The organism is Gemmobacter nectariphilus DSM 15620 (assembly GCF_000429765.1).
GTDB classification, from domain to species: Bacteria; Pseudomonadota; Alphaproteobacteria; order Rhodobacterales; family Rhodobacteraceae; genus Wagnerdoeblera; species Wagnerdoeblera nectariphila.
In genome coordinates, this window is sequence record NZ_KE386949.1 from 227,854 (window position 1) to 253,915 (window position 26,062).

General features: G+C 67.1%; 34 protein-coding genes. 16 read left to right on the plus strand and 18 right to left on the minus strand.

Translation table 11 applies throughout. From position 1 onward, the window contains the following. The 8 genes from pgl to G481_RS0119815 all read right to left on the minus strand — a co-directional run bounded on the left by pgl (nt 1) and on the right by G481_RS0119815 (nt 6,022). On the minus strand, nt 1–672 hold the full coding sequence (gene pgl / locus G481_RS0119780) for a 6-phosphogluconolactonase (RefSeq protein ID WP_028031530.1): 672 nt from the start codon (nt 670–672) through the stop codon (nt 1–3). Then, nucleotides 672–2,117 carry a glucose-6-phosphate dehydrogenase gene (gene zwf / locus G481_RS0119785; protein WP_028031531.1) on the minus strand — a complete coding sequence of 482 codons (1,446 nt, stop codon included), beginning with the start codon at nt 2,115–2,117 and terminating at the stop codon, nt 672–674. Before zwf ends, pgl begins: the two co-directional genes overlap by 1 nt. Nucleotides 2,118–2,215: 98 nt before the next feature. Continuing rightward, nucleotides 2,216–2,914: an MgtC/SapB family protein gene (locus G481_RS0119790; RefSeq protein ID WP_035026826.1), complete on the minus strand. Its 699-nt coding sequence runs from the start codon at nt 2,912–2,914 to the stop codon at nt 2,216–2,218. A gap of 73 nt (nt 2,915–2,987) precedes the next feature. Next, nucleotides 2,988–3,584 carry an HNH endonuclease gene (locus G481_RS0119795; RefSeq protein ID WP_028031533.1) on the minus strand — a complete coding sequence of 199 codons (597 nt, stop codon included), beginning with the start codon at nt 3,582–3,584 and terminating at the stop codon, nt 2,988–2,990. Between the two features lie 144 nt (nt 3,585–3,728). Next, nucleotides 3,729–4,388, minus strand: coding sequence for an alpha/beta hydrolase (locus G481_RS0119800; protein ID WP_028031534.1), 660 nt, complete (start codon nt 4,386–4,388; stop codon nt 3,729–3,731). Beyond that, entirely contained in the window at nt 4,385–5,014 is a 630-nt protein-coding gene (locus G481_RS0119805) for a DNA-3-methyladenine glycosylase family protein (RefSeq protein WP_028031535.1), read from the minus strand. Before G481_RS0119805 ends, G481_RS0119800 begins: the two co-directional genes overlap by 4 nt. 58 nt (nt 5,015–5,072) lie before the next feature. Then, nucleotides 5,073–5,777 carry a GNAT family N-acetyltransferase gene (locus tag G481_RS0119810; protein WP_028031536.1) on the minus strand — a complete coding sequence of 235 codons (705 nt, stop codon included), beginning with the start codon at nt 5,775–5,777 and terminating at the stop codon, nt 5,073–5,075. A gap of 2 nt (nt 5,778–5,779) precedes the next feature. Then, nucleotides 5,780–6,022, minus strand: a complete 243-nt coding sequence (locus G481_RS0119815; protein ID WP_028031537.1) for a hypothetical protein — start codon at nt 6,020–6,022, stop codon at nt 5,780–5,782. Nucleotides 6,023–6,183: 161 nt separating this feature from the next. Here G481_RS0119815 and G481_RS0119820 point away from each other — a divergent pair, with 161 nt between their 5' ends. The 4 genes from G481_RS0119820 (at nt 6,184) to G481_RS0119840 (ending at nt 8,916) form a co-directional block, all read left to right on the plus strand. Further along, on the plus strand, nt 6,184–6,909 hold the full coding sequence (locus G481_RS0119820) for a M48 family metallopeptidase (protein WP_028031538.1): 726 nt from the start codon (nt 6,184–6,186) through the stop codon (nt 6,907–6,909). A 75-nt stretch (nt 6,910–6,984) separates the two neighbouring features. Continuing rightward, nucleotides 6,985–7,221, plus strand: coding sequence for a DUF6455 family protein (locus G481_RS24710; RefSeq protein ID WP_035026828.1), 237 nt, complete (start codon nt 6,985–6,987; stop codon nt 7,219–7,221). A 54-nt stretch (nt 7,222–7,275) separates the two neighbouring features. Further along, the gene (locus G481_RS0119835; RefSeq protein WP_028031539.1) at nt 7,276–8,547 is read left to right on the plus strand and encodes a DUF2254 domain-containing protein; all 1,272 of its coding nucleotides are present in this window, start codon (nt 7,276–7,278) and stop codon (nt 8,545–8,547) included. Nucleotides 8,548–8,658: 111 nt separating this feature from the next. Then, a complete protein-coding gene (locus G481_RS0119840; protein ID WP_028031540.1) occupies nt 8,659–8,916 on the plus strand; it encodes a DUF6455 family protein in 258 nt (85 codons plus the stop codon). A 263-nt stretch (nt 8,917–9,179) separates the two neighbouring features. On the opposite strand, the gene G481_RS24715 is transcribed toward G481_RS0119840, so the two are convergent. Next, complete coding sequence (locus tag G481_RS24715) at nt 9,180–9,866, minus strand: response regulator (RefSeq protein WP_051294671.1); 687 nt, start codon at nt 9,864–9,866, stop codon at nt 9,180–9,182. Between the two features lie 159 nt (nt 9,867–10,025). On the opposite strand from G481_RS24715, the gene mce reads away from it, so the two are divergent. Both mce and G481_RS0119855 read left to right on the plus strand, forming a co-directional pair. Beyond that, on the plus strand, nt 10,026–10,430 hold the full coding sequence (gene mce, locus G481_RS0119850; RefSeq protein ID WP_028031541.1) for a methylmalonyl-CoA epimerase: 405 nt from the start codon (nt 10,026–10,028) through the stop codon (nt 10,428–10,430). After that, the gene (locus tag G481_RS0119855) at nt 10,430–10,717 is read left to right on the plus strand and encodes a DUF1467 family protein (RefSeq protein ID WP_028031542.1); all 288 of its coding nucleotides are present in this window, start codon (nt 10,430–10,432) and stop codon (nt 10,715–10,717) included. The genes mce and G481_RS0119855 overlap by 1 nt, the downstream gene beginning before the upstream one ends. Nucleotides 10,718–10,720: 3 nt before the next feature. Here G481_RS0119855 and G481_RS0119860 read toward each other — a convergent pair whose 3' ends face one another. The 3 genes from G481_RS0119860 to G481_RS0119870 all read right to left on the minus strand — a co-directional run bounded on the left by G481_RS0119860 (nt 10,721) and on the right by G481_RS0119870 (nt 13,101). Further along, nucleotides 10,721–11,419, minus strand: coding sequence for an EI24 domain-containing protein (locus G481_RS0119860; RefSeq protein ID WP_028031543.1), 699 nt, complete (start codon nt 11,417–11,419; stop codon nt 10,721–10,723). Then, on the minus strand, nt 11,419–11,994 hold the full coding sequence (locus G481_RS0119865) for a nitroreductase family protein (RefSeq protein ID WP_028031544.1): 576 nt from the start codon (nt 11,992–11,994) through the stop codon (nt 11,419–11,421). The genes G481_RS0119860 and G481_RS0119865 overlap by 1 nt, the downstream gene beginning before the upstream one ends. 147 nt (nt 11,995–12,141) lie before the next feature. Next, nucleotides 12,142–13,101 (minus strand): L-malyl-CoA/beta-methylmalyl-CoA lyase, encoded by a 960-nt coding sequence (locus tag G481_RS0119870; protein ID WP_028031545.1) that lies wholly within the window; start codon nt 13,099–13,101, stop codon nt 12,142–12,144. 279 nt (nt 13,102–13,380) lie between these two features. Between G481_RS0119870 and dgcA the strand changes: the two genes are divergently transcribed. Together dgcA and G481_RS0119880 are read left to right on the plus strand one after the other, a co-directional pair. Next, the gene (dgcA, locus tag G481_RS0119875; protein ID WP_028031546.1) at nt 13,381–14,346 is read left to right on the plus strand and encodes an N-acetyl-D-Glu racemase DgcA; all 966 of its coding nucleotides are present in this window, start codon (nt 13,381–13,383) and stop codon (nt 14,344–14,346) included. A gap of 19 nt (nt 14,347–14,365) precedes the next feature. Beyond that, nucleotides 14,366–15,226: a D-amino-acid transaminase gene (locus G481_RS0119880; RefSeq protein WP_028031547.1), complete on the plus strand. Its 861-nt coding sequence runs from the start codon at nt 14,366–14,368 to the stop codon at nt 15,224–15,226. A 100-nt stretch (nt 15,227–15,326) separates the two neighbouring features. Here G481_RS0119880 and G481_RS0119885 read toward each other — a convergent pair whose 3' ends face one another. The 3 genes from G481_RS0119885 to G481_RS0119895 form a co-directional block, all read right to left on the minus strand. Continuing rightward, a complete protein-coding gene (locus G481_RS0119885) occupies nt 15,327–17,447 on the minus strand; it encodes a calcium-binding protein (RefSeq protein ID WP_028031548.1) in 2,121 nt (706 codons plus the stop codon). A gap of 152 nt (nt 17,448–17,599) precedes the next feature. After that, nucleotides 17,600–17,911 (minus strand): DUF1244 domain-containing protein, encoded by a 312-nt coding sequence (locus G481_RS0119890; protein WP_028031549.1) that lies wholly within the window; start codon nt 17,909–17,911, stop codon nt 17,600–17,602. A 109-nt stretch (nt 17,912–18,020) separates the two neighbouring features. Next, on the minus strand, nt 18,021–18,761 hold the full coding sequence (locus G481_RS0119895; protein WP_028031550.1) for an N-formylglutamate amidohydrolase: 741 nt from the start codon (nt 18,759–18,761) through the stop codon (nt 18,021–18,023). 121 nt (nt 18,762–18,882) lie between these two features. Here G481_RS0119895 and pyk point away from each other — a divergent pair, with 121 nt between their 5' ends. From pyk to G481_RS0119920, 5 genes are all read left to right on the plus strand, one after another. After that, nucleotides 18,883–20,328: a pyruvate kinase gene (pyk, locus tag G481_RS0119900; RefSeq protein WP_028031551.1), complete on the plus strand. Its 1,446-nt coding sequence runs from the start codon at nt 18,883–18,885 to the stop codon at nt 20,326–20,328. Nucleotides 20,329–20,379: 51 nt separating this feature from the next. Continuing rightward, nucleotides 20,380–20,604: a hypothetical protein gene (locus tag G481_RS0119905; protein ID WP_028031552.1), complete on the plus strand. Its 225-nt coding sequence runs from the start codon at nt 20,380–20,382 to the stop codon at nt 20,602–20,604. Between the two features lie 114 nt (nt 20,605–20,718). After that, nucleotides 20,719–20,919, plus strand: coding sequence for a 50S ribosomal protein L35 (gene rpmI, locus G481_RS0119910; RefSeq protein ID WP_028031553.1), 201 nt, complete (start codon nt 20,719–20,721; stop codon nt 20,917–20,919). Between the two features lie 12 nt (nt 20,920–20,931). Continuing rightward, nucleotides 20,932–21,291: a 50S ribosomal protein L20 gene (gene rplT, locus G481_RS0119915; protein WP_028031554.1), complete on the plus strand. Its 360-nt coding sequence runs from the start codon at nt 20,932–20,934 to the stop codon at nt 21,289–21,291. Between the two features lie 158 nt (nt 21,292–21,449). Beyond that, nucleotides 21,450–21,773 carry a hypothetical protein gene (locus G481_RS0119920; RefSeq protein WP_035026834.1) on the plus strand — a complete coding sequence of 108 codons (324 nt, stop codon included), beginning with the start codon at nt 21,450–21,452 and terminating at the stop codon, nt 21,771–21,773. A 71-nt stretch (nt 21,774–21,844) separates the two neighbouring features. On the opposite strand, the gene G481_RS0119925 is transcribed toward G481_RS0119920, so the two are convergent. From G481_RS0119925 to G481_RS0119935, 3 genes are read right to left on the minus strand one after another with little or no spacing between them, the layout of a single operon-like run. Beyond that, nucleotides 21,845–22,462, minus strand: a complete 618-nt coding sequence (locus tag G481_RS0119925; RefSeq protein ID WP_028031556.1) for a LysE family translocator — start codon at nt 22,460–22,462, stop codon at nt 21,845–21,847. Continuing rightward, nucleotides 22,459–22,935, minus strand: a complete 477-nt coding sequence (locus tag G481_RS0119930) for a GAF domain-containing protein (protein ID WP_245595017.1) — start codon at nt 22,933–22,935, stop codon at nt 22,459–22,461. Before G481_RS0119930 ends, G481_RS0119925 begins: the two co-directional genes overlap by 4 nt. Next, complete coding sequence (locus G481_RS0119935) at nt 22,928–23,173, minus strand: accessory factor UbiK family protein (protein WP_028031558.1); 246 nt, start codon at nt 23,171–23,173, stop codon at nt 22,928–22,930. The genes G481_RS0119930 and G481_RS0119935 overlap by 8 nt, the downstream gene beginning before the upstream one ends. Before the next feature lie 112 nt (nt 23,174–23,285). On the opposite strand from G481_RS0119935, the gene lgt reads away from it, so the two are divergent. Genes lgt through pgeF form a run of 3 tightly spaced genes read left to right on the plus strand, consistent with a single transcriptional unit; the run spans nt 23,286 to nt 25,977 of the window. Beyond that, the gene (lgt, locus tag G481_RS0119940) at nt 23,286–24,146 is read left to right on the plus strand and encodes a prolipoprotein diacylglyceryl transferase (protein ID WP_028031559.1); all 861 of its coding nucleotides are present in this window, start codon (nt 23,286–23,288) and stop codon (nt 24,144–24,146) included. Continuing rightward, complete coding sequence (locus G481_RS0119945) at nt 24,143–25,213, plus strand: class I SAM-dependent methyltransferase (RefSeq protein ID WP_028031560.1); 1,071 nt, start codon at nt 24,143–24,145, stop codon at nt 25,211–25,213. Before lgt ends, G481_RS0119945 begins: the two co-directional genes overlap by 4 nt. After that, a complete protein-coding gene (pgeF, locus tag G481_RS0119950) occupies nt 25,210–25,977 on the plus strand; it encodes a peptidoglycan editing factor PgeF (RefSeq protein ID WP_035026836.1) in 768 nt (255 codons plus the stop codon). The genes G481_RS0119945 and pgeF overlap by 4 nt, the downstream gene beginning before the upstream one ends. Nucleotides 25,978–26,062: the final 85 nt, after the last annotated feature.

Below are 26,062 nucleotides of genomic sequence, written 5' to 3' on the forward strand. Positions count from 1 at the left end.
TCACTCCGCCCAATGCACGGTGGCGTTATCCAGCACCGCGCGCACCGGGGCAAGGTCCGGCGTCAACGCCTGAGCATGTTCCAGCGCAAGACGCTTGGATTTTCCCAGGATCAACAGATGAATGTTGATCGCCCCGGCCAGAACCGGCGCGGTCAGGGTCAGGCGCGGCTCGGGCGCGCCCGGCGCATGCATGGCCAGCACCGGCGGGGCATCGGCGGCCAGCGCGGCCGCCAGCCGGTCGCCGCCCGGAAACAGGCTGGCGGTGTGCATGTCCTCGCCCATGCCCAGCACGACCGAGGTCAGCGGCAGATGCTGCGCCACGATGGCCCCCAGCGGCCCTGCCGCCTCTTCGGGCGACATGTCCGGCGCATGGAACGGCACCAGCCGCGCCACCGCCGCCGCACCTTGCAACAGGCGCGCGCGGATCAGCCGGGTGTTGGACCGCGGATCGCTGTCCGGCACCCACCGCTCGTCGGTCGGCATCACGGTGACCTGCGGCCAGTCCAGATCGACGGCCGACAACAGATCGAACAGCGGGCCCGGCGTCGTGCCCCCCGGCACCGCCAACGAGGCCGCACCGGCCCCGCGCAGCGCCTGCCCCAACTCTCCGGCGATCTCATGGGCCAGCGACAGGAACAGCGCCTCGGCATCCGGGTATTCGCGGAATTCCATCAGCGGATCTCCCTCCAGCGCCGCCCGTCGCGGTGCATCAGCATCAACGCCTCTTCGGGACCGCTGGTTCCGGGCTCGTAGCCCTGGGGCCGCTCGCCTTCCCACAGGTCGATCACCGGATCGGTCCAGGCCCAGGCGGCCTCGACCTCGTCGCCGCGCATGAACAGGGTCTGGTTGCCGCGGATCACATCCATGATCAGCCGCTCATAGGCGTCGGGCATGTCCGACCCTTCTTCGCCCAGGGCCTCGGCAAAGGACATGTCCAGCGGCACCTGCACCAGACGCATCCCGCCCGGCCCCGGCTCCTTGATCATCACCTTGAGGTTCATCCCCTCGTCAGGTTGCAGGCGGATCACCAGCACATTCTCGCGCCAGCCCTGTGCATCGTCAAAGATCGAATGCGGCGGCTCCTTGAAGGTCACGGCAATCTCGGACACCCGCGCCCGCAACCGCTTGCCGGTGCGCAGGTAAAAGGGCGTGCCCTTCCAGCGCCAGTTCGAGATGTTCACCCGCAGCGCGACGAAACTTTCCGACTGGCTCTCTGGGTTCTCGACATCGTCGCGATAGGACGGCTGGCCGATCCCTGCCAGATACTGCCCGCGCACGATGTCGGCCGGCCGCACCGGATCCAGCGCCCGGATCACCTTGAGCTTTTCATCGCGCACCGCATCGGGGTCGAAATGATAGGGCGGCTCCATCGCGATCAGGCACAGAAGCTGCATCATATGATTCTGCACCATGTCGCGCATCGCGCCCGACTTGTCATAATACGACGCGCGCCCTGCCACGCCGACCGTTTCGGCCACAGTGATTTGCACATGATCGACATACTGGGAATTCCACAGCGGCTCGAACAGGATGTTGGCAAAGCGCACCGCCATCAGGTTCTGAACCGTTTCCTTGCCCAGGTAATGGTCGATCCGATAGATCTGCGCCTCGTGGAAATGCCGGGCCAGCGTCGCGTTCAGCGCCCGCGCGGTTTCCAGATCGGACCCGAAGGGCTTTTCGACCACGATGCGGCTGTCATCATCGGCAATGCCATGCAGCTTCAGCCGCTCGGCCAGCGGACCGAACAGCGCCGGCGCCACCGAGAAATAGAACGCCCGCACCACGCCCCCGCGCATCCGGGCCGACAGATCGGCCCAGCCGGTTTCGCCCGTGGCATCCAGCGCGACATAGTCCAGACGATCCAGAAAGGCGGCCTCGGCCACCGGATCGCGCTTGTCAGCGGCAACGAATTCCGCAATCGCCTGCGCGGCGAAGTCGCGGAACCCGGCCAGCGCCATTGCGCTGCGGGCGGCCCCGATCAGCCGGCTTTCGGGCGGGATCTGCCCGCCCAGCCAGCGCCGGTAAAGCCCTGGCAGAATCTTGCGCCGGGCCAGATCGCCGGTTGCCCCGAAGACGACCAGATCGAACGGCTCGACCGGAATGACGCGCGAGACCATGGGCCCTCCGCTGGCACTTGCATCGTTCTGCACCGGCCGTCAGCCGCGCGCGAGACGCTGCACCTTAGCACCCCTGTGCGACGGCAGAAAGAATGGCTTCAGGCGTCGTCCAGCGCCTCCCACCGGACCCGCGTCAGCCCCGGCTCGACTGCCAGACGCTGGACCGCCTGATCCATCATCGCATCGGTCACCCCATCGCCCGTGACGCTGGCGGCCAGGGTCAGGCCCTGACCTTCGGCATCGCGGCGCATCTCGATCTCGGTCAAATGCATCCCGCCAAGCGACAGCGTGCGCAGCATCAGCCCGCGCACCGCGCCCTCGAGCGGCTCAGGCACGGTGACCGCAACCCGAAAGCTGCGCCCCGTGGCACCGCCGCTGCGGATGCGCCGCTTCATCCATTGCACAAAGGGCCGCAAGCCGAAGTTCACGAAGACCACAAGGCCCGTCGCCACCAGCGCAAACTGCCAGTGCCCGCCGCCAGCCAGCAACCCGACCGCGGCCGAACACCACAAGGTGGCCGCCGTCGTCAGGCCATGCACGTTGAACCCGTCACGAAAGATGATCCCGGCGCCCAGAAAGCCGATGCCGCTGACCACCTGCGCGGCCACGCGGCTGGGGCTCATGTCGCCCTCGACCAGCATCGAGAACACCATGTAGGCCGCAGCCCCCAGCGCCACCAGCGCATTGGTCCGCAAGCCCGCCTTGCGCTGCCGGATCTGGCGTTCGGCGCCGATCAGGGCCCCGCACCCCAGCGCGATTCCCATGTTGATGGATGCAGCGACAAGACCGATGGGCATGGGCACCTCCGCAAGCCGAAAGGTCCAGACTATCCGGCCGGGCCGCGAAAGGTAACATTTTTATGACAGACCCTCAGGCCTCGAGTTCCGCATCCCAATACAGGTAATCCATCCAGCTTTCATGCAGATGGTTGGGCGGGAACTTGCGCCCGGCATTGCGCATATCCTCGGGCGAGGGCGGGCGCGGCGCACGGGACAGCCGCAACCCCGACTGCTTGAGCGAGCGATTCCCCTTGCGCAGGTTGCACGGGCTGCAGGCCGCGACCACGTTTTCCCAGCACGTCGTCCCCCCGCGCGAGCGCGGGATGACATGATCGAAGGTCAGATCATGCACGCTGCCACAATACTGGCAGCGGAATTCGTCCCTCAGAAAAAGATTGAAGCGCGTGAATGCCACGCGCTTCTGGGGTTTTACATAATCCTTCAGCACGACGACCGAAGGTATCCTGAACTCGGCCCGCTGGCTTCGGACCGTGGCCTCATATTCGGCCACGATCTGCACCCGGTCCAGGACCACGGCCTTCACCGCCTCTTGCCAGGGCCACAGCGACAGCGGGTAATAGGACAGCGGGCGGTAGTCGGCGTTCAGCACCAGCGCCGGAAAATGCTTCAGCGATGCCGGATCGCGCACAAAGCCGGTTCGAAATTCGGTTTCGGCTGTGTCAAGCATGACCCGTGCCTCCTTCGCCCTGCTGACAGGGCGGGAGCCCCGCCCCGACACCCCGACTATATATCGCGCTTGCAGCATGGCAAGTCCCGCGATCTGCGATCACGGGGGAAATCTGGCAGGATCAGGTGACAGAGGCGTGACAGATCAGTCCAGACGGTCGCGCAGGAAGTTCAGCGCCACCCCCAGACCATCGGGGGCAATGCCATGGCCGGTGCCCTTCATCACATGGGCATAGGTTTCAACCCGCGCCTCGACCAGCGCCTCGGCGGCCTTGCGCATGTCGTCAAAGGGCACCACCGGATCGGCATCGCCATGGATCAGCAGCACCGGCGGCTTGACGCGGATCTCGGCCATCAACCGCTCGGGCGCCAGAAGCCGGCCGGAAAACGCGACCACGCCCGCCAGTTCCGCATCGCGGCGCAAGGCGACATGCAGGCTCATCATGGTGCCTTGCGAAAAGCCGACCAGCGCCAGCCTGTCCGGCGTCAGCCCCTCGGTTTCCAGCACGCTGTCGATATAGACGTTCAGATCATCAACCGCGGCCGCCATGCCCGCCTGGGCTGCGGCTTCGCTCGACCCGTCCAGCCAGGGAATGGGAAACCACTGATAGCCAAAGGGATTGCCCGTGCAGCGCTCGGGCGCGTCCGGCGCATGAAAGGCGGTGTCCGGCAGATGCGGTGCCAGCGGATCGGCCAGCCCCAACAGATCGGCCCCGTCGGCCCCATAGCCATGCAGGAAGATCACCGCCGATTTCACATCGCCCGATTGCGGGGCCTTGCGTTTGGCGTTCAGCTTGCGCGTCATCGTATGCCCTCTCGGTCCTTGGCCACCCGGTAATAGGCCCACAGCAGCCGCGCCGCAACCGCACGCCAGGGCGACCAATCGGAAGCCATCGCCCGCAAGGCCTTTTCGCTCGGCCGTGCCTCCAGCCCGAACAGGAGGCGCGCCGATTCCTGCAACGCCAGATCGGCAGGGGCGAACACATCGGCCCGGCCCAGGCTGAACATCGCGTAAATCTCGGCCGTCCAGCGCCCGATCCCCGGCAAGGCGACCAGCGTGCCCACGACATCCTCGTCCGGCAGGCCGCGCAGCGCGTCAAAGTCGATCCCCGCCGCCGCCAGGGCCTGGGCATAGCGCACCTTCTGGCGCGACAGCCCGCAGGCGCGCAACGCCTCCTCGGTGGCCGTGGCGACCGCCTCGGCCCGCGTCATCCCGGCCGCCTCCATCCGGCGCCAGATCGCATCCGCCGCCGCCACGCTGACCTGCTGCGAGACGATGGCGCCCAGAAGGTTGTGAAACCCGCCGTCCCGCCTGCGCAGCGGCAAGGGGCCGGTCAGCTCCAGCGCCTCGGCAAAGCGCGGCTCGCGCGTGGCCAGCCAGAGCGCGCCTTCGGCCACACAGGCCTCGGTCTCGATGATCCTGCCAACCATGTTGTTCGCCTTGATCCAAATATCCCCGCCGGAGGCATCCGCCAGCCGCCCAAGGGCGCTACAATGCCGGATCGCGCGCCGCCAGCAAACCGCGCGTCAGGTCCGACAGCGCCACCACCTGCCGCCCATCCTGGAAATTCTCGGGCGCGAGCCAGCGGTCATGGGCCGCCTTCAGCGCCGGCCATTCCGCATCGGTGATGGAAAACCACGCCGTATCGCGGTTGCGGCCCTTGATGACCATATGCTGGCGGAACACGCCCTCGAAGGAAAACCCCAGCCGCTGCGCCGCCCGGCGCGAGGGCAGGTTCAGCGCGTTGCATTTCCATTCATAGCGCCGGTAGCCCAGATCAAAGGCCCGCGCCATCATCAGCGCCATCGCCTCGGTCGCCACCGGGGTGCCCTGCATGGCCGGGGAAAACAGGATGTTCCCCACCTCGATCACCCCGTCCCTGGGCGTGATGCGCAGATAGCTGGCCATGCCCAGCCAGTCCCCCCCACGCGGGCGGATCGCCCAGAACTGCGGATCGGCCCCCGGTGCGACAGTGGCGATCCAATCCGCGAACTCTGCCTCGGACCCAAAGGGCCCGCCGCCCATATAGGTCCACAGCTCGGGCCGCCCCTGGATCGCGCGCCACAGCGCGGGCGCCTGGTCTGCCGACAGCGGCGCCAGCTCGGCCCATCGGCCCTGCATCGGGGCCGCGTGCGGCACAGGCGGGGGCTGCCAGCCCGCCACCTCGGGGCCGATCTCTCCGGGTTGGAACATGCTCACTCCTTGCCCGCACCAACGCGGCGATAGATGCCCTCGGGCAGGTTCAGCGCCGCCGCCAGATCGCGCAGCTGCGTCGGGCTCAGGACGATGCGCTGCACCTCCTCGGTGCGCGGGTCCAGCTGCTCGACCGTCACGCCATCCTCGAAGGCGTTGATGGTGATATCCTCTTGCAGCGGCGCCTCGCCCTCGTCGACAAGGGTGATGACCGTCGCGTCAAATTCGTGTTCGATGGTGAACATGGCACCTCTCCTGCCGCTTGGGCCGATCCTGACACGGCGCAGGCGCGGGGGCAAACCCTCTCACGTCCGCGTCAGCCGCGCGCGGCCCGCTTCCCCCCGCCCGCCACCATCGCTAAATTGCCCCGGCGCAACGAAACGAGGCCGGGATGACACGGGCAGGCATGACACGGGTGGGGCTGGCTCTGGCGGTGCTGGCCGGCCTTGCCGGTTGCACCATGGCGCCGCCCCCCGTGCCGATGGCCCCGCCGTCCGCCACCCAGCCCCCCGCCCCCGATTTTCCGACCGCCGCACGTACCTTCGTTCAGGTGGTGGAACGGGTTGAGCCGGTGGCCGAAGGCTATTGCCACGAAAAGCGCCCCGATCTGAACTGCGACTTTCGCATCGTCATCGACGACCGCGCCGGGGCACCGTCCAACGCCTTTCACACGCTGGATCCGCAGACGGGCCAGCCGCTGATCGGCTTTACCCTGTCGCTGATCGCCGATGCGCGCAATGCAGACGAGCTGGCCTTTGTGCTGGGGCACGAGGCCGCGCACCATATCGCGGGCCATATCGGCCGCTCGCGCGATACGGCGATGGCGGGGGCGGTGCTGCTGGGCACCATCGCGGCGCTTGGCGGGGCGGATGCCGGGGCGATCCGGTCGGCGCAAGACATTGGTGCTTCGGTCGGCGCGCGCACCTATTCCAAGGATTTCGAGCTGGAGGCCGACGCCATCGGCACCGTGATCGCCTGGCGCTCCGGTTATGACCCGGCACGCGGGGCCGGGTTCTTTACCCGCATCCCCGATCCGGGCGATCGCTTTCTTGGCTCGCACCCGCCGAACGGCCAGCGCATCCAGACCGTGGACGCCACCGTTGCCGCCCTGCGCGCCGGGCGCATTCGCTAAGGCTTGACCTGAATCAAGGCGACCCGCGCCAGCGCGACCGATGCTGACCCCCGTGTTCCCGCAACGGAGGTCCCGATGCTCGCAGATCCCAAAACCCAGGCCCATATCCAGCTGATGACGCGCATGGCACGCACGGTTGGCGACGATCTTGACCGGCTGAGCGATTCCGAATGGTCCGACGCCCTGGACCGCTGCTGCGATTGCCCCAATCCCGGCAGCTGCGAGGATTGGCTGGACGACAACGCGGCCGGTGCCGACCACCCGCCGCGCTTTTGCGCCAACCGCAAGATGATGGAGCCCGGCATCGGCTGACCTTGCCGCCCGGCAAAGCGCGTGCTTCTCTTGGACCATTGGAAAGGGGGGCACATGATCGGCCGGTTTCGCTGGAACCTTCAGCTTGTGCTGCGCAAGGTCTGGGTCCGGGCCTTGGCCTATGGCCTTTTGGGCATCGTCACGGCACTGGCGGCTGGTGCGGTGCATCCCTTTCTGCCAGCTGATCTGGGCGCCAGGATCGGCGCCGATGCGGTTGACCAGATCCTCGGGATCATCGCCTCGTCCATGCTGGCGGTGACGACCTTTTCGCTCTCCATCATGGTCACGGCCTTTGGCGGTGTGACCACGACCGCCACCCCCCGCGCGATCGAGCTGCTCAAACAGGATGCCACGACGCAAAAGGTGCTGGCCACCTTCATCGGCGCCTTCCTGTTCGCGCTGGTCGGCATTGTCGCACTGAAAACCGGGGTCTACGGCGACCGGGGGCGGCTGGTGCTGTTCGTGGCCACCATTGCCGTGCTGTCGGCGGTCGTCCTGGCGCTGCTGCGCTGGATCGCGCATCTGATGGATTTCGGCCGGCTGTCGGATACGCTGGGCCGGGTCGAGGCTGCGGCCACGGCCGCCCTGCGCAGCCGCATGGCGATGCCCTATCTGGGCGGGCACCCCTTGCGCGGGGCGCCGCCGGTGACATCGACCCCGCTGCTCGCGCACACGACCGGCTATGTCCAGCATATCGACATGGCGCAGTTGTCGGCCCTGGCCGATATCGCCGGGCGCGAGATGTATCTGGCCGCCCTTCCCGGCACCTTCGTGCATCCGGCCGCGCCGCTCTTGCATATGGCAGGACTGGAAGACGATCTGGCGGACAAGGCCCGCGCCGCCTTCAGCATCGGCGAGGGGCGCACCTACGATCAGGATCCGCGCTTTGGCGTGATCGCGCTGACCGAGGCGGCCTCGCGCGCGCTGTCGCCTGCGGTCAACGACCCCGGCACCGCCATTGAGGTGATCGGGCGCCTTGTCCGGGTGCTGTCCGAATGGACCGACCCGGCCGAGGCCGACGTGCTGTGGCCGCGCCTGCATGTGCCCCCGATCCGAAGCGATGATCTGATCGAAGATGCCTTTCGCCCCATCGCCCGCGATGGCGCCAGCCTGATCGAGGTGCAGATGCGGCTGCAAAAGGCGCTTCTGGCGCTGGCCGAAATGGCGCCCCAGGTCTTTGCAACCCAGACCGCCCGGGCCAGCGCCGACGCCCTGGCGCGCGCCACGGCTGCCGGCCTTTTGCCAGACGAGATCGCGGCCCTGCGCGCGCTTTCGGACCGTGTTGCCACGCTGACCGGGGGCCAGCCGCGCCGCGCCACCCTTTAGCGCCTTGATCTGTCTCAAGGCGCGGCGTCGATTCGCGGCGCAGCCTGTCTGCATGGCAATGGGCCGACATCTGGCAAGCGGGCCAGCGGCCCCAGCAACGGGCATGGAACAATGATCGGATTGGTCGAGGCGCAACGCGCCTGGTGGATGGCGCATGGCATGGCCCGCATCAGCGGTGTGCATCTTGCGCGGGCCGTCGTCGACGGCTGGATGACCCGCAGCGAGCTGGCCCGGATGGTCAGCCGCTGCGAAGACTGCGGCAGGGTCTGCGATTGCCAGCAATGGCTGGCCGATCCGACCCATACCGCCCCGCCGCCCTTCTGCAGCATCGGCGCCGAGATTTCGGCCCTGGCAGGTGACCGGCCCTGATTGGCACGGGCGGCGCTGGCGGGGAATGAAGCCCCGAAATCGGATGGGCCGGCCGCCGCACAGCGGATCGCGCATGATGCGGCGCACGACGTGGGGCCGCGCGGTCGCGCCCGCCCATGGCCCCATGGCCAGAGGGGCTGCCGCGCGCCGTGCCAGGGCCGGCGCCGTGTTGCCGCAGGATGCGTCAGTTGCAACAGGCCCCCGCGCCGGTCCCGTTGCGGCAATCACTGCGCCGCGATGGCGCTTGGTCCCCGAACAAGCGGTCAGGCAAAGGGGCGCGGCGCCTCGCCCATGCGCAAGGCGACAAGGCCGCACAGATAGGCCAGACGGGCAGTATCGGCATAGGGCAGATCCTCGGCCGCGCGGGCAAGCGCGGTATCGCTGGTGCTGCGTGCAATCCCGCCCAGAAAGCGCGCCAGATAGGCCCGCTGCCCCGCATCCGGCCCCCGCGCCAGAATACCTGCGGCATGGGCCAGATCCTCGCGCAGCGCCAGCCGGTCAGGTTCCGGCACCTCCCCGACAGGGGCCTGCGCGTCGCGATCCGGCAGATGGCCAAGGATGGCGGCCTGAAACCCCGCCAGCCCCGCGACCGGCTTTTCCAGGAACCCGGCCGCACCCGCCGACAGCGCCGCCCCGCGCTGCAAGGGATCGCCGCTAAGACCCAGCACCAGCGGCCCGCCCGTGACCCCATGCGTCAATTCCCGGATCAGCCCCGCGCCCGAGCCATCCGGCAGCCCCATGTCGATGATCACCACATCGGGCCGATAGATCGCCAGATGCCGCCGGGCATCGTGCAGCGTCTCGGCCCGCCGAAGCCGCGCGCCCGATCGCTGCGCCATCAGGCGAAACGCCTCGGACGCATAGCGGCTGTCCTCGACCGCCAGAATCGTCAGACCCTGCATCGGCAGAACCGGCCCTGCCAGGGGCGGGCGGGAATCAACATGCGGCATCGGCTGTCTCCTGTAGCTGGGCCCAGTGAAGCGCAGCTTGGTTTCCAGCCGGTTAACGCCGCGACGCAATGTCCGTGTCCGGCACTCTTCGCTTGCCAGCCGCCCCCCTCGTGCCCATAACCCGCGCCTAAGAGGACCAACCCAGCCCGGAGCCAGCCCATGATCGGACGCCTGAACCACGTCGCCATCGCCGTTCCCGACCTTGAGGCGGCGGCAGAGCAATACCGCAGCACGCTGGGCGCCCATGTCCGCGCCCCGCAGGACGAACCCGATCACGGCGTGACCGTCGTGTTCATCGACCTGCCGAACACCAAGATCGAACTGCTGTATCCCCTGGGCGAGAATTCCCCGATCGCGGGCTTTCTGGAAAAGAACCCCGCCGGCGGCATCCACCACATCTGCTATGAGGTCGAGGATATCCTGGCCGCGCGCGACAAGCTGAAGGCCAGCGGCGCCCGCGTTCTGGGCACCGGAGAGCCGAAGATCGGCGCTCATGGCAAGCCGGTGCTGTTCCTGCACCCCAAGGACTTCAACGGCTGCCTCGTGGAACTGGAGCAGGTCTGATGACCATCACCGCCGCCATCGTCCTGTTCGCCGTCTGCTGGTTCATGGTGTTCTTCATCGTGCTTCCCCTGCGGCTGACCACGCAGGGCGAGGCGGGATCGATCGTGCCGGGCACGCCCTCCAGCGCGCCGGCCGGCCCTGTGGTCAAACGCAAGGCCAAGATCACCACGATTGCCGCCGTGATCATCTGGACGATCCTGTTCGTCATCATCACCCAAGGCTGGATCACCGTGCGCGATTTCGACGTGATGGGCCGGATGCACCCGCTGGAACAACCGGCCAACTGACGCTCAGGGCCGCCGCGCCGTTCCGTTCAGCCGGTGGAACATGTGGGTAAAGGTCGCCGCCCCCAGCAGCGGGATCAGCAGGTTCACCACCGGCACCGACAGCGGCACCGCCATCAGCACGCCGGCCAGCCAGATCTGGCCGGTGTAGCGCGCCCGCAGGGCCCGCGCGCCCTCGCGCCCCAGTCGGCGCATCGCGGCCAGCGTGAAATATTCCCGCCCCAGCAAGAACCCGTTCACGCCCCAGAACACCACCGGAATCGCCGGCCCTGCAAAGATCGCCAGCACCAGCGCGATCAGGTTCACCACGATCAGCACCGCAAAGAAGTTCAGCGAATCCTTGATGGATTCATAAAGACTGACCTTCGGCGCCGGGGGCAGCCAGGGATAATGCCGGTCCTCGACCGCCTGCGCCACATCCTCGAGGAAGAAGCCGGTGAACATCGAGGCGACCGGCACCATCAGGAAGATGCTCAGCCCGATCATGAACAGGAACGAGCCCACCGACAGTAACGTATCCAGCCCGCCGACCGGCCCGACCAGCGGAATTTCGACCGTATCGGGGGTCAGCGACTGGATGGCGAACAGGAACACGGCATAAACCGCCACCAGCAGCGCAACGGTCAGCCCCAGCCCCAGCAACAGCACGCGGCGAAAGCGCGGGTCGGGCAACTGGCGCAGCGCCTTCAGAAAATCCGACAGGATCATTCCTGAACCCATGTGGTGATGGCGGCAATGTCAGGGCGTGGCCGATCGGGCGGCGTGTTGGCGCAGCTGCCGATATGCACAAAGCCCGCCACCCATTCGCCGGGCGCCAGCCCCAGCTGGGCCGCCGCAAAGGCGCGGTCATGCGCCACCCAGCCGGTCAGCCAGCTTGCGCCCCAGCCCGCCGCCAGCGCGGCATTGACCAGCGACAGGCAGACCGCCCCGGCCGACAGCGTCTGTTCAATCTCGGGGATGCGCTCGAACCCCTTGGGGCTGGCAATCACCGCAACCGCAAGCGGGCTGTCGTCGAACTGGCTGCGCCCCTTGGCGGCTTGCTCGGCGTCCATCCCGCGCTCGGTGGCACGGGCCGGCACGGCGGCGGCAATCCGCATCAACGCCGGCTTTTCCAGCACGATGAACCGCCAGGGCTCCAGCTTGCCATGATCGGGCACCCGGGCGGCAGCGGTCAGCAGCACCTCCAGCGCGGCCCGGTCCGGCACCGGCGCCGACAACAGCTTGGCCGGGCGGGACCGACGGGTCAGAAGAAAATCCAGAACGGGGCTTTGCGACATCATCCATCTCCTTGCGGTGCAAGATGTCGGCCGCCCCCGCCCCAAGGTCAAGCACCAAGGCCATCAAATGCCAACGCCCCGGGCAAGCGGGCCCGGGGCGTTCCTCCCGTCGTGATCGCCGGGGCCTCCTCTCCCCAGCGACCGGAGGGTTCAGGCGGCAGAGATCATCTCTGCCTGTTTCACGATCACTTCTGCCTGTTTGATGGACGCAATGTCAACGAGTCGTCCCTTGTAGACCGTCGCGCCCTGACCGGCGGCCTTGGCAGCCTCCATGGCGGCAAGGATCTCGCGCGCCTCGGCCACGGCGGCCTCGGACGGGGTAAAGACCTCGTTGGCCAGCGCCACCTGCTTGGGATGGATCGCCCATTTGCCGACCATGCCCAGCGTGGCCGACCGCCGCGCCTGCGCCCGGAAGCCCTCGTCATCGCTGAAATCGCCAAAGGGGCCATCGACCGGCAGAACGCCATGGGTGCGGCACGCCGCCACGATCGCGGCCTGCGCCCAATGCCACGGGTCCGACCAGTGCTTCACGCCCTCGCGCAACATGTAGTAGTTCTCCTGCGTCCCACCGATACCGGTGGTCTGCATCCCCATGCTGGCGGCAAAATCCGCCGCTCCCAGGCTCATCGCCTGCAACCGCGGGCTCGAGGCGGCGATTTCCTCGACATGGGCAATGCCGGCCGCCGACTCGATGATGACCTCAAAGCTGATGCGCTTCTTGCGGCCCTTGGCGGCCTCGATCGCCGTGACCAGCGCATCCACCGCATAGACATCGGCCGCACAGCCGACCTTGGGGATCATGATCTGGTCCAGCCGCTCGCTCGCCTGCTCCAGCAGCTCCACCACATCCTTGTACCAGAACGGCGTGTCCAGCCCGTTGATGCGCACCGACAACAGCTTGTTGCCCCAGTCCACCTCATGCGTGGCCTTGATGATGTTCGCCTGCGCGGCGTCCTTGTCCGTCGGCGCGACCGAATCTTCCAGATCCAGGTTGATGACATCCGCCGCGCTTGCCGCCATCTTCTCGAACAGGGCCGGGCGCGATCCGGGCCCGAACAGCTGGCAACGATTGGGGCGGGCGACAGGCGCAGGTTGCAGGCGGAAGGACATGGCGGCCTCGCAAGTATATTTCCGGGATGGTTGCGATCCAGTTATATTATTGCGCAAACTCCCGCAAGGCCGGAAATGTTGCAGCGCAGCAGTTGGCGCGGCGCTGCGGCACCCGCAAATCGGCTTCCATCTTCGCCTTGATCCAAATATCCCCGCCGGAGGCAGCCGACCGCACCGCCCGAACAGCGCCCGGACAATGCGCCCGGCCCCCGCCCCCCGCGGCAGCGCCGCCGAGCGGGGGCTCGATGCCCCCCGAGGCGGCCCCCGACAGGAGAGACCATGAGCCTGACCGTCACCCCCGAAGCCTTCCGCCTTGCACAGGCCTTCACCATCAGCCGCGGCAGCCGGACCGAGGCGCGGGTGCTGACCGTCCGCGTCACGCAAGACGGCGCGACCGGCATGGGCGAATGCGTGCCCTATCCGCGCTATGGCGAAAGCCTCGACTCGGTTGCCGCCACCATTGCCGCCCTGCCGGACACCATCGACCGCCTGGCCCTGCAAACCCTGCTGCCCCCCGGCGCGGCCCGCAATGCCGTCGACTGCGCGCTCTGGGACTGGCAGGCCAAGCACGGCGGCACGCCCGTCCATCGCCTTGCCGGTCTTGCCCCGCCGCAGCCCCTGGGCATCACCTATACGATCTCCCTCGACACCCCCGAGCGGATGGAGACCGAGGCCCGCAAGCACGCCCATCGCCCGCTGCTCAAGATCAAGCTTGGCACCCAGGGCGACATGCCCAGGCTTGAAGCCGTGCGGCGCGGGGCGCCAAAGTCCACCATCATCGTCGATGCCAACGAGGGCTGGACGGCCGAGGTCTATACCGACCTCGCCCCGCATCTGCTGCGCCTTGGCGTTGCGCTGGTCGAACAGCCGCTGCCGGCAGGGCAGGATGACATGCTGGCCGAAATCGCCCGCCCCCTGCCCGTCTGCGCCGACGAAAGCTGCCACGACCGCGCCAGCCTTGCCGCACTGCGCGGCAAATACGATCTGGTCAACATCAAGCTCGACAAGACCGGCGGGCTGACCGAAGCCCTGGCAACCCGGGCCGAGGCACAGGCGATGGGCTTTGGCATCATGGTCGGCTGCATGGTCGGATCCAGCCTTGCCATGGCGCCGGCCTTCCTGCTGGCGCAGGGCGCGCCCTACGTCGACCTTGACGCGCCGCTGCTTCTGTCCGAAGACCGGCCGGTGCCCATGCGCGTGCAGGGCGCCACCCTTTATCCGCCTGACCCCGCGCTCTGGGGCTGAGACCACACAGGAGACCGACATGACCCGCATCGTCCACCTGAACGGCGACTGGCTGCCCGAGGCAGAGGCGAAAGTCTCGGTCTTTGACCGCGGCTTCCTGATGGGCGATGGCGTCTACGAGGTCACCAGCGTTCTGGGTGGCAAGCTGATCGACTTCGAGGGCCATTGCCGCCGCCTTGATCGCTCGCTCAAGGAACTCGGCATGCCGAACCCGCATACCGATGACGAATGGCTCGCCCTGCACCACGAGATCGTCCGGCTCAACGACATCGGCGACGGCAGCATCTACCTGCAGGTCACGCGCGGCAACGGGGGCGACCGCGACTTCATGTATCCCAACCCGCCGGTGCCGCAGACCGTGGTGATGTTCACCCAGTCCAAGCCGGGCCTTGCGCAGAACCCGCAGGCCACGACCGGGCTCAAGGTCATCAGCCTGCCGGAAATGCGTTGGCACCGCCGCGACATCAAGACGGTTCAGCTGCTGTATCCGTCGATGTGCAAGATGGCTGCCAAGGCCGCCGGCGCCGATGACGCCTGGTTCGTCGAGGATGGCGCCGTGACCGAGGGCACCTCGAACAACGCCTGGATCGTCAAGGACGGCAAGATCATCACCCGCCAGCTCAGCAATGATCTGCTGCACGGCATCACCCGCGCCTCGGTGATCCGCTTTGCCAAGGAAGCGCAGATGGAAATCATCGAGCGCCCCTTCACCATCGAGGAGGCCCAGGCGGCGGACGAGGCTTTCATCACCTCGGCCGGCGTGTTCGTGATGCCGGTGGTGGAAATCGACGGCAAGAAGCTGGGCGACGGCAAGCCCGGCCGCGTCGCCACCCGCCTGCGCGAGCTGTATCTGGACGAATCGCTCAAGGCGGCGATGTGATCGGAAGACCACAGGCCGGTCGGCACGCCCGAACGGCCGTCAGCGCAAAGGGGCGGAAGGTGATCCTTCCGCCCCTTTCGCTTGTCCAGCGGTGCCGCGATCAGGCCGCCAGCGGCAGCAGCTCGCTGGCCCGCTGAATCGCCACGTTCAGGCTGCCCGCCAGCCGGTTTTCCACCAGGGCGACGACATCGCCGTCCAGTTGCAGTGCGACATTGTCACCAACCTGCACCTGCGTCAGCACGGGTTCAACGGCCGTCGGGTCGGTCTGATCATCCCAGACCAGCAGAACCTGTTCGTCGCCAAACAGATCGGTGATGCGCGCAATGCCATAGGCGCCGGTATCATAGATGTGGAACATGTCCTCGTCTTCGCCGCCGGTCATCAGGTCGGCCCCATGCGCGATCAACAGATCCTCGCCCCCGCCGCCCAGCAACGTATCGGCCCCGGCGCCGCCGCCCAGCACATCATGGCCCGCATCGCCGACCAGAAGATCGTCGCCTTCGCCGCCGTAAAGCGTGTCGTCATCGTCGCCGCCATAGATCGAATCCGCGCCGTCGCCGCCGTAGGCAAGATCATGTCCACCATCAAGGTTGATATGGTCGTCCCCCGGGTCGCCATAGACGCTGTCATTGCCAGAGCCACCGCTCACGGTATCGTCGCCGAACCCGGCATAGACCCGATCGTTGCCATCCAGCGCAACGAAGCGTTCGGGCGCATTGATGCCGTTCAGCCCGTCGTCGCCATCGGTGCCCGTGATCGTCGCAGGCGTCACGATGGTCAGACGGTCAAGGCTGAAGTCCTCGGCCGCAATACCATGGAACAGCGCCACAGGAACGCCACTGATCGACAGCAGGGCATAGCCGCTGACCGGATCGGCGGTCACTTGCGGCGTCACCGTTTCGAACCCGTCCAGCTCCAGCCGCACATAGTCCTGGCTGCGATCGAAATCGGTGATGATGGCCGGATCCCCGGCCTCGGCGCCGCCGCCCCACTGGACCAGGAATATATCCTCGGAGCCGCCCCCGGTCATCACATCGTCCGGGCCACCGACCAGCGTGTCGCTGCCGTCTTCGCCGATCAGCGTATCGGCCTCGGGACCACCGACAAGCACATCGGCGCCAGCCCCGCCCAGCAGACGATCCTCGCCGGCACCGCCAAGCAGGCTGTCATCGCCATCGCCGCCATACAGGGCATCATGGCCTTCGCCGCCCGCAAGCGTGTCGCTGCCCTCGTTGCCCCACAGGCTGTCGTTCCCGACATCCCCGGCAAGGCTGTCATCTTCGCCCCAGCCAGAGATCTGATCGTCCCCGGCCAGCCCCGAGATGGTGTCGGTGCCCGAGGTGCCGGTCAGCAGATCGTCACCATTGCCAGGCACTCCCGGCTCTTGGGGGGGATCGTCGGTGTTCGTGTCCACCGTCAGCCGGTCGACGGGGAAATCCTCGGGCGCGATGCCCGACAGACGCGCCATGGCGATGCCGTTCACCACGACCATCGAATCGCCATTCTCGTCGGCCATGATATCGACCTGGGCATCCCCATAGCCGGTCAGATCCAGGTGGAGCAGATCCTCCATCGCGTTGAAATCGACGATGGTGGCCGGGTCTGCGGCGTTTCCGGTCTCCATGTCGGCATAGCGTTCAACCACGAACAGATCGCTGCCCGCGCCGCCTGTCATCGTATCCAGCCGATCCCCGACCAGAATGTCGGCACCATCGCCGCCGAACAGCGCATCGGGCGTCGGCTCTGCTTCGGTATCGCTGTCGAGCCCGATCAGCAGGTCGTCGCCTGCTTCACCGTGCAAGGCGTTGCTGCCCTCGAAGTCCACGAGCAGATCGTTGCCGGCACCGCCCATAGACGTGTCATCGCCTGCGCCGCCAATCAGCGTGTCCTGACCGTAGCCGCCTTGCAGCAGATCCTCGTCTGCTCCGCCATCGATCCAGTCATGCCCAAGGCCGCCGGACAAGGTATCGTCGCCCAGATTGCCCAAGAGATCGTCATTGCCCGCCCCGCCCGAGACATAATCGTCGCCCGCGCGGCCGATCAGCGTGTCGTTGCCGTCAAAGCCCCGCAGGTTTTCATCCTCGGCGGTGCCTTCCAGCATGTCATCGCCCTCGGTGCCATCAATGTCGGTCCGGTTGGCCGAGGTATCGGTGTCCGAGCCACCGTCAAACAGCAGCGCCCCAAGCAACAGAACAGGAACGGCAATCAGCAGCAATTCCATGACACCCTCATAATAAATTGATACCCCGACCAAGGATCAGCAGGCGGCCGGGGTCTGTCCAGAGAGTTGATGGAATTATGCGAAAATTCTAGGAAGCCGTCCACGGGATCCAACCAATCCCGCGAAGTCGGCATCATTGTTTCCAGGCCGATCTAGGGCTTGCCGACGTTCTCCCGAAAGGCGACCTCGAACGCGGCCTTTTGCGAATCTGAGGCCTCGGTCTGATGATGCGCCTTCCAGTCGTCATAGGGCATGCCATAGACGATCTCGCGCGCGTCTTCCTTGCCCATCGCGATGCCGCGGGCGTTCGCTTCTTCCTGATACCAGCGCGACAGGCAGTTGCGGCAAAAGCCGGCCAGATTCATCAGGTCGATGTTCTGAACGTCAGGGCGCTTGTCCATCAGATGTTCGACCAGCCGGCGGAAGGTTGCGGCCTCAAGCTCGGTCCGGGTGGCGTCGTCCATGGCGGGTCTCCCTGTCTGTGGCGCGGTGTCACGGGTTCGCTTTTGCCGCCAGTGGCGCACCAGGCGGCGCCGTCGAAGGGTATTTGAGAAAAGGCAAAAGGGAAAGCCGTCAGGCCAGATCGTCCAGCGCCTTCGTCAGCAGGGGGGCGAGGCGCGCGGCCCAGGCGGATTGGTCGGCCGGGGTGGCGATCAGGTCGTTGCGCAGCTCGATCAAGGTGTTGTGGCGGCCCTGGGCCAGGGCATGGCGGTCGATGGAATCGCCGGGAAGGTGGCCGGAATAGGGCTCGTTGTCGCCAATGCACAGATCGGGCTCGGCGCGCAGCAGATCAATCAGGCGCAGCGACAGGCGGCTGTCGCGGTGCGAATGCAGGATGCCGACATGCCAGGGCCGCGGCGCGCGGCCGCGCAGGCACGGGGTGAAGGAATGCACCGCGCAGATCACCGTATCGGGCCGCCGCGCCGCCAGCGATTCCAGCGCCGCATGATAGGGGCGGTGCAGCGCGTTCAGCCGGCGTTCGGCTTCGGCCGCATCGGCATGGCGATTGGCCGGGATGATCGTGCCATCATAAAGCTTCATCAGCAGGGTCGGATCATCCTCGCCCCGGTTCGGGTCGATCACGAGGCGCGAGAAATCCGACAGGATGCAGGGACTGTCCAGCCGTTCCGCCAGTGCGGCGGCCAGTCCGACCGCGCCGACGTCATAGGCGATATGGCGGGCCATGTCCTGGGGCGCGATGCCCAGATCGCCGCCGTTCACCCACTCCGGCACCCGGTTGGTCGCGTGATCGCAGGTGACAAGCCAGCGGCCGGGGCGGTTCTGGCCAAGGATATGGTAAGGTGTCTCGGTCATGATGCTGTTGCGTCTGGTGGGGCAGATCCGCTTTACAGGCAGAAGCGCCGGGGTTCCAGTTGCCGCTGCGGCAGAATCCGGGCAAAAGGCAGACAATGTTTGCGCAAACGGAGGATGGCGGATGAGACGGCATCGCAAGATCAAGATCGTGGCGACGCTGGGGCCTGCGTCTTCGGACAAGGCGACGATCCGCGCCCTGTGGGAGGCGGGCGCCGATGTGTTCCGCCTGAACATGAGCCACGGCAGCCACGACGACATTGCCGCGCGCCATGCGATCATCCGCGAGATCGAGGGCGAGATTGGCCGCCCGATCGCGATTCTGGCCGACCTGCAGGGGCCCAAGCTGCGGGTGGGCGTGTTCGCCGCAGGCGCCGTCGATCTGGAAGAAGGGCAAAGCTTTCGGCTGGATCTGTCGGATGCGCCGGGCGATGCGCATCGCGTGCAGCTGCCCCACCCCGAGATTTTCGCGGCGCTTGAACCCGGATCGGCCCTTCTGGTGAATGACGGCAAGATCCGGCTGAAGGTCACGGCCTGCGGTGCCGATTTCGCCGATTGCGTCGTGACGGTGGGCGGCACGATTTCCAACCGCAAGGGGGTCAATGTGCCCGATGTGGTGCTGCCGCTGGCCGCGCTGTCGGACAAGGACCGCCGCGATCTGGACTTCGTCTGCGCGCTGGGGGTGGACTGGCTGGCGCTGTCCTTTGTCCAGCGGCCTGAGGATGTGCTGGAAGCGCGCGATCTGGCACAGGGGCGCGCGGCGATCCTGTCCAAGATCGAAAAGCCTGCCGCCGTGAAGGCGTTTGACGCGATCCTTGCGGTCTCTGATGGCATCATGGTGGCGCGCGGCGATCTGGGGGTGGAATGCCCGGTTCAGGCCGTGCCGCCGATCCAGAAACGGCTGGTGCGCGGCGCGCGGGCGGCCGCCAAGCCGGTGATCGTAGCCACGCAGATGCTGGAATCGATGATCGAAAGCCCGATGCCGACGCGGGCCGAGGTCTCGGATGTGGCGACGGCCATCTATGAGGGGGCGGATGCCGTCATGCTGTCGGCCGAATCCGCCGCCGGGCAATACCCCGTGCAGGCGGTGGCCACGATGGATGCCGTCGCGCGCGAGGTCGAAGGCGATCCGACCTATCGCGAGGTGATCGAGGCCAGCCGCAAGGTGAACCGGCGCACCGTCGCCGACGGGATCGTCTCGGCCGCGCGCGAGCTGGCCGAGACGACGGACATCAAGGCGATCTGCTGCTTTACCCAATCGGGCACGACCGCAACCCTGGTGGCGAGAGAGCGGCCGCGCGTGCCGATCCTGGCGCTGACCCCCCTTGTGCGCACGGCGCGCAAGCTGTGCCTGACCTGGGGCGCGCATTGCGTGCTGGTCCCGCCGCAAGAGCGGTTCAAGGGCGCTGTCCTGTCGGCGGCCAAGGCCGCGCGCGAGGATGGCTTTGCCAGCACCACAGACCAGATCGTTGTCACCGCCGGCGTTCCCTTCAACGTGCAGGGCACCACGAACATCCTGCGCGTCGCCCCGTGTGACGAACGATTGATCTTCCGCGCCGATCCTGAATAATCCAGACGCGGCCGGGATTTTCCCGGCCATGGTGACCCGGGGGGGGACCCGATGAACAGTGACCTGATGCTTGTGATCGGGCTGGTGATCGGGGTGCTGGCCATCCCGGCCCTGCTCAATGCCTGGACCGAAGGGCGCACGCCGCGCGCAGCCGCCATCATGGTGATGATCGCCATCGGTCTGGTCGTGGCCGCGGCCCGGCTACACCCGGGCGGCTATGCGCTGGCGGATGTGCCCGATGTCTTCTTTCGCGTGCTGGGGCGGCTGATCAACTAGGGCTTTTCCGCTTGCCACGCCCCGGCGGGCACAGTAAAGGGGCGGCTCATTCTGCGCGGCCGGCCGGTGTGGCATGCCGAGTCGCGTGTCGACCACTCGAACCAGGAGATGGAAATGCCCAAGATGAAGACGAAATCCGCTGCGAAGAAGCGGTTTTCCTTTACCGCGACCGGCAAGGTCAAAGCGGGCCCCGCTGGCAAGCGCCACGGCATGATCAAGCGCTCGACGAAATTCATCCGCGACGTGACCGGGACGATGATCCTGTCCGATGCGGACGCGAAGATCGTCAAGAAATACATGCCGTACAACCGCTAAGGAGAGCCAGACATGTCCCGCGTCAAGTCCGGCAAGGTCACTCACGCCGCCCACAAGAAGGTTCTGAAGAAAGCGAAAGGCTATTACTCGGCCCGTTCGCGCAACTTCCGCACCGCCACCCAGGCCGTCGACAAGGCCAACCAGTATGCCACCCGCGACCGCAAGGCCCGCAAGCGCAGCTTCCGCTCGCTGTGGATCCAGCGGATCAACGCTGCCGTGCGTCTGGTGGATGCCGAAATGACCTATTCGAAGTTCATCAACCTGCTGGCCAAGGCCGGCATCTCGGTTGACCGCAAGGTTCTGGCCGATCTGGCCGTGGCCGAGCCCGAAGCCTTTGCCGCCATCGTCGGCCAGGCCAAGGCTGCCGCCTGAGCCATCCGGCACAGGAAATGACAACGCCCGCGCGGGGGAACCTGCGCGGGCGTTTCCATTCGGGAAACCCGCTTTCCCCCGTGCAAGGGCACGAGAGCATTGCGCCGAATCCCCTGACGCGCGACACAGGATCGGGTGTGTGGAACATGGGGGCCCCGATGAAGCAGATCATCACGATTGCCGCAGCCGCGCTGCTGGCCGCCGGAAGCGCGCAGGCCGATGGCTGGAAGCATGACCGTCACCGCACCGGCAATGTCATCCATGCGGAATGTTCGGTCGAGGTGTTTGCCTCGGTCAATTCGCTGGACCGGCCGAGCGAGCGGTTCGTCGAGGAAATCCGCGCTGCGATCGGCCCTCGGGCAACGCGCTCCGAAGCCTATGTGCTGGGCGAGGCCTATTGCCGGCATCCGCAGCGGCTCAAGCAGCACGGCGTGGCCGAGCGCGCGCTGGAGCGCGACATCGTCGACATGCAGCGCCGCTGATCCCGGCCGGAAAAGGGGGGGCCAGCCCCCCTCTGCGCGCAAGCGCGCATTCACCCCCCGGGATATTTGGATCAAGGCGAAACAGGCAGAACCGACAGCGCCAGCACCGCGCCATAGGCAACAAAGGCGGCGCCGGTCAGCCGGCGGAACCAGGCGTTCGCCACCGTCGCCAATGCCGAACGTCCCATGCGGGCGCCAAGCGCTGTCCAGCCGCAATAGCTGAGCGCGGTCAGCGTCAGCGCGCTGGGATAGATCGCCGCCATCTGCGGCCAGATCGCCTGGCCCGGCTCGACGAACTGGGTAAAGGCCGCAAGATAGCCCATCAGGCTTTTCGCATTCAGCGTGGCGATCAGGAAGGCGCGCAGATAGATCGCCCGGCTGGGCACCGAAGGTTCCAGCGGGCGCCCGGCACGCAGGATATTCCTGAGGCCAAGCCAGACCAGAACCGCCGCACCCGCGAGTTTAAGCGCGTCGATCGCCGCAGGGGCGGCCGCCAGCGCCGCCGTCACACCGGCCGCCGCCAATGTCAGGAACAGTGCTGCCTGTGTCAGGATGGCCGCAACACCCCAAAGCGCGCGGCGAAAGCCGAAGGCCATGCCATTGGCGACGCAATTGACCGCATTCGGCCCTGGCGAGGTGACGAACACCGCCCAGAACGCAACGAAGGCCAGCCAGCCTTGCAGGCTCACAGCGGATTGGCGCAGTCGCGGAAGGTTTCGGCCAGAATGGCGGTCAGCGCCTGAACGTCATCGTCGGTAAAGGCGGCGGGCGTGTTGCTGTCGAGATCCAGCACCGCCAGCAGCGCCCCCTGCCCGTTCCAGACCGGCAACACCAGTTCCGAGCGGGTCGAGGACGCACAGGCGATGTGATCGGGGAAGGCATCGACATCGGGCACCAGCTGCACCTGTCCGCTGCGCGCCGCCGCCCCGCAAACCCCGCGCGAAAACGGGATCACTAGGCAGCCATGGCCGCCTTGATAGGGGCCGATCTTCAGCAGATCGGGCGCCACGACGCGGTAGAACCCTGTCCAGTCGGACAGGGCATGGGCGTGATGCAGCTCGCACGCGACGGTCGCCATCAGCGCGACGGCATCGGTCTCGCCATGGGTCAGGGCGCGCAGGGCGCTGGCCAGCGCCGGATAGTCGCAGGACCGCTCAGCCAAGTCTGGCCTCGATCTCGGCCAGCTTCGCTTTCAGCGCCTCGTTTTCCTCGCGCGCCTTCTGGGCCATGGCGCGAACGGCGTCGAATTCCTCGCGCGTGACAAGGTCGCGTTCCGCCAGCCAGCGGTCGAGCAGCGATTTCATCGCGTTCTCGGCCTCGGTCCGGGCGCCTTGGGCCACGCCCATGGCATTGGTCGCCAGCCGCGACAGGTCATCAAAAATCTTGGTGCGGGTCTGCATGGCAGCCTCCGTTGCGATCTTGTGACCATATGGCCTGCCCGGCCCGGCTTCGCAAGGTTGACAAGCGGCCAAGCCCCCCCGACAACCCCGCCTGACGGACCAGCGAGGCCCCATGAGCTATATCCCCTTTCCCGACATCGCGCCCGAGATCTTCACGATCGGCTTTGGCGATTTCAGCTTTTCGCTGCGCTGGTATGCGCTGGCCTATATCGTCGGGCTGATCCTGGGCTGGCAGCTGGTGGTCGCGCTGATGAAGCGCCCGGCGCTGTGGGGGGGCACGGCCCCGGCGGCACCCGGCAAGGTCGAGGATCTGCTGACCTGGATCATCGTCGGCGTGATCCTGGGCGGGCGACTGGGGTTCGTGCTGTTCTACCAGCCGGGCTATTACCTGGCGAACCCGGCCGAGATCGTGAAGGTCTGGCAAGGCGGCATGTCGTTCCATGGCGGCTTTCTGGGGGTGGTCGTCGCCTCGTGGGTCTGGGCCGGGCGCAACGGGGTTGCCCGGCTGTCGCTGGCCGATGCGCTGGCGGTTGCGGCGCCGGCGGGCCTGTTGTTCGGGCGGATCGCCAATTTCATCAACGCCGAGCTGTGGGGCCATCCGACCACGATGCCCTGGGGCGTGGCCTTTCCGGGCGCGGGGCAGGATTGCCCCGGTGTCATCGGCATCTGCGCCCGCCATCCCAGCCAGCTTTATGAGGCCGGGCTCGAGGGGCTGGTTCTGGGCACCATCCTGCTGGTCGGGGTCTGGCGGCTGGGCTGGCTGGCCCGGCCGGGCCGCACGCTGGGCGTGTTTCTGGCCGGCTATGGCGCGGCGCGGTTCTTTGTCGAATTCTTCCGCGAGGCGGACGCCCAGTTCGTCACCCCTGACAATCCGGGCGGCGCGATGGTTCTGGGGTTGCAGATGGGGCAGCTGCTGTCGCTGCCGATGATCCTGCTGGGGCTGTGGTTCATCTTGCGGGCGCGGCGGGCATGACGGCGCTGGCCGATCTGCTGATCCGCCGGATCGGGGCAACCGGGCCGATCAGCCTGGCGGACTATATGGCCGAATGCCTGCTGCATCCCGAGCACGGCTATTACACCCGGGCCGAGCCCTTTGGCGCGGCGGGCGATTTCATCACCGCGCCCGAGATCTCGCAGATGTTCGGCGAGCTGTTGGGCCTGTGGCTGGCGCAAGGCTGGCTGGATCAGGGCGCGCCTGCCCGCTTTGTGCTGGCCGAGCTTGGCCCTGGCCGCGGCACGCTGATGGCCGATGTGCTGCGGGCGACGCGCGGCGTTCCGGGGTTCCATGCCGCGGCCAGGGTCGTGCTGGTCGAGGCCTCGCCCCGCCTGCGGGCGATCCAGCGTGAACGGCTGGCGCCCTATCCCGTCAGCTGGGCAGACAGCGTGGATGCCTTGCCGGATGGCCCGCTTTTCCTTCTGGCCAACGAATTCTTTGACGCCCTGCCGGTGCGCCAGTTTGCCCGGGCAGGCACGGGCTGGGCGGAAACCATGGTCGCGGTGCAAGATGGCCGCCTGGTGCTGGCCCGCGCCGCCCCTGCCCCGCTGGCCACGCTGGCCCCCCGGCTGGCCGATACGCAAGATGGCGATGTGGTCGAGATCTGCCCCGCCGCCCCTGGCATGATGCAAACCATCGCCGCCCGGATCGCCGCCCGGGGTGGCGCGGCGCTGGTGGTGGATTACGGCGGCTGGCACAGCCTTGGCGATACGGTGCAGGCCCTGCAGGGCCACGCCTATGCCGGGCTGCTGGAGGCGCCCGGCCAGGCCGACCTGACCGCCCATGTGGATTTCGAGCCGCTGGCCCATGCCGCGCGCGCCGCCGGCGTCGTGGCCCATGGCCCGATCGGCCAGGGTGCCCTGCTGGACCGCCTTGGCATAGGCGCGCGTGCGGCACGGCTGGCGCAATCGCTGACCGGGCCGGCGCTGGACGACCACATCACGGCCACGCGCCGCTTGACCCACCCCGATGAAATGGGAACCTTGTTCAAGGCGCTGGCGATCCTGCCGGCCCTTGCACCCTTGCCTGCCGGATTTGCATCGTGACCGCCACTGCCACGCTCGAAATTCTGACCGCCCGCGCCCTGCATCCGGTTCGCCACGGGTTCTTCACCCGCAAGGGCGGCGCTTCCTCGGGGATATTCGAGGGGCTCAATTGCGGCCCCGGGTCCAGCGACATGGCCGAGATGGTGGCGATCAACCGCGCCCGCGTGGCCGAGGCGATGGACGCCGCGCCCGAGGCTCTGGTCACGCTCAACCAGGTGCATTCCGCCGATGTCGCCATTCTGGACGCCGCCCCCGACGGGCGACCGCGCGCCGATGCGATGGTCACGGCGACCCCGGGCCTTGTGCTGGGCATTCTGACCGCCGATTGCCAGCCCGTGCTGTTCGCCGACCCGCAGGCCGGGGTGATCGGCGCCGCCCATGCCGGCTGGCGCGGCACGCTGGATGGCGTGCTGGAAGCCACGCTGGATGCCATGGAATCGCTCGGCGCCCGGCGCGAGGCGATTCGCGCCGTCATCGGGCCGACGATCAGCCAGGCCGCCTATGAGGTCGGGCAGGAATTCCTGGATCGTTTTCTGGCCGAGGATCCCGCGCTCTCACGGTACTTCATCAACGGCCAGGGCGGGCGCTACATGTTCGACCTGCCGTCCTATGGCCTTTTCCGTCTGCGCGAGGCCGGCGTGGGTCAGGCCGAATGGATCGGCCGCTGCACCTATCAGGACGAAAGCCGATTCTATTCCTATCGCCGCACGACCCACCGGGGCGAGGCGGATTATGGCCGGCTGATCTCGACGATTCGGCTCTGACTGCGGCCGACTCCGCCGCATTCTTGCCACATTCCGGGCGCCAGACCGGCTGCCCCGCGGCGATTGTCCGAAAAATCACAACAAA

Coding starts and splice junctions, on each gene's coding strand:
- G481_RS0119945 (WP_028031560.1), top strand. CDS start 24,143: ATGACGGCGCTGGCCGATCTGCTGATCCGCCGGATCGGGGCAACCGGG.
- G481_RS0119880 (WP_028031547.1), top strand. CDS start 14,366: ATGACCCGCATCGTCCACCTGAACGGCGACTGGCTGCCCGAGGCAGAG.
- G481_RS0119795 (WP_028031533.1), bottom strand. CDS start 3,584: ATGCTTGACACAGCCGAAACCGAATTTCGAACCGGCTTTGTGCGCGAT.
- G481_RS0119890 (WP_028031549.1), bottom strand. CDS start 17,911: ATGGACGACGCCACCCGGACCGAGCTTGAGGCCGCAACCTTCCGCCGG.
- G481_RS0119805 (WP_028031535.1), bottom strand. CDS start 5,014: ATGGTTGGCAGGATCATCGAGACCGAGGCCTGTGTGGCCGAAGGCGCG.
- G481_RS0119840 (WP_028031540.1), top strand. CDS start 8,659: ATGATCGGATTGGTCGAGGCGCAACGCGCCTGGTGGATGGCGCATGGC.
- pyk (WP_028031551.1), top strand. CDS start 18,883: ATGAGACGGCATCGCAAGATCAAGATCGTGGCGACGCTGGGGCCTGCG.
- G481_RS0119855 (WP_028031542.1), top strand. CDS start 10,430: ATGACCATCACCGCCGCCATCGTCCTGTTCGCCGTCTGCTGGTTCATG.
- mce (WP_028031541.1), top strand. CDS start 10,026: ATGATCGGACGCCTGAACCACGTCGCCATCGCCGTTCCCGACCTTGAG.
- G481_RS24710 (WP_035026828.1), top strand. CDS start 6,985: ATGCTCGCAGATCCCAAAACCCAGGCCCATATCCAGCTGATGACGCGC.
- rpmI (WP_028031553.1), top strand. CDS start 20,719: ATGCCCAAGATGAAGACGAAATCCGCTGCGAAGAAGCGGTTTTCCTTT.
- G481_RS24715 (WP_051294671.1), bottom strand. CDS start 9,866: ATGCCGCATGTTGATTCCCGCCCGCCCCTGGCAGGGCCGGTTCTGCCG.
- G481_RS0119815 (WP_028031537.1), bottom strand. CDS start 6,022: ATGTTCACCATCGAACACGAATTTGACGCGACGGTCATCACCCTTGTC.
- G481_RS0119920 (WP_035026834.1), top strand. CDS start 21,450: ATGAAGCAGATCATCACGATTGCCGCAGCCGCGCTGCTGGCCGCCGGA.
- G481_RS0119885 (WP_028031548.1), bottom strand. CDS start 17,447: ATGGAATTGCTGCTGATTGCCGTTCCTGTTCTGTTGCTTGGGGCGCTG.
- G481_RS0119865 (WP_028031544.1), bottom strand. CDS start 11,994: ATGATGTCGCAAAGCCCCGTTCTGGATTTTCTTCTGACCCGTCGGTCC.
- zwf (WP_028031531.1), bottom strand. CDS start 2,117: ATGGTCTCGCGCGTCATTCCGGTCGAGCCGTTCGATCTGGTCGTCTTC.
- lgt (WP_028031559.1), top strand. CDS start 23,286: ATGAGCTATATCCCCTTTCCCGACATCGCGCCCGAGATCTTCACGATC.
- dgcA (WP_028031546.1), top strand. CDS start 13,381: ATGAGCCTGACCGTCACCCCCGAAGCCTTCCGCCTTGCACAGGCCTTC.
- G481_RS0119835 (WP_028031539.1), top strand. CDS start 7,276: ATGATCGGCCGGTTTCGCTGGAACCTTCAGCTTGTGCTGCGCAAGGTC.
- G481_RS0119790 (WP_035026826.1), bottom strand. CDS start 2,914: ATGCCCATCGGTCTTGTCGCTGCATCCATCAACATGGGAATCGCGCTG.
- G481_RS0119935 (WP_028031558.1), bottom strand. CDS start 23,173: ATGCAGACCCGCACCAAGATTTTTGATGACCTGTCGCGGCTGGCGACC.
- G481_RS0119800 (WP_028031534.1), bottom strand. CDS start 4,388: ATGACGCGCAAGCTGAACGCCAAACGCAAGGCCCCGCAATCGGGCGAT.
- G481_RS0119905 (WP_028031552.1), top strand. CDS start 20,380: ATGAACAGTGACCTGATGCTTGTGATCGGGCTGGTGATCGGGGTGCTG.
- pgl (WP_028031530.1), bottom strand. CDS start 672: ATGGAATTCCGCGAATACCCGGATGCCGAGGCGCTGTTCCTGTCGCTG.
- G481_RS0119895 (WP_028031550.1), bottom strand. CDS start 18,761: ATGACCGAGACACCTTACCATATCCTTGGCCAGAACCGCCCCGGCCGC.
- G481_RS0119820 (WP_028031538.1), top strand. CDS start 6,184: ATGACACGGGTGGGGCTGGCTCTGGCGGTGCTGGCCGGCCTTGCCGGT.
- G481_RS0119810 (WP_028031536.1), bottom strand. CDS start 5,777: ATGTTCCAACCCGGAGAGATCGGCCCCGAGGTGGCGGGCTGGCAGCCC.
- rplT (WP_028031554.1), top strand. CDS start 20,932: ATGTCCCGCGTCAAGTCCGGCAAGGTCACTCACGCCGCCCACAAGAAG.
- G481_RS0119870 (WP_028031545.1), bottom strand. CDS start 13,101: ATGTCCTTCCGCCTGCAACCTGCGCCTGTCGCCCGCCCCAATCGTTGC.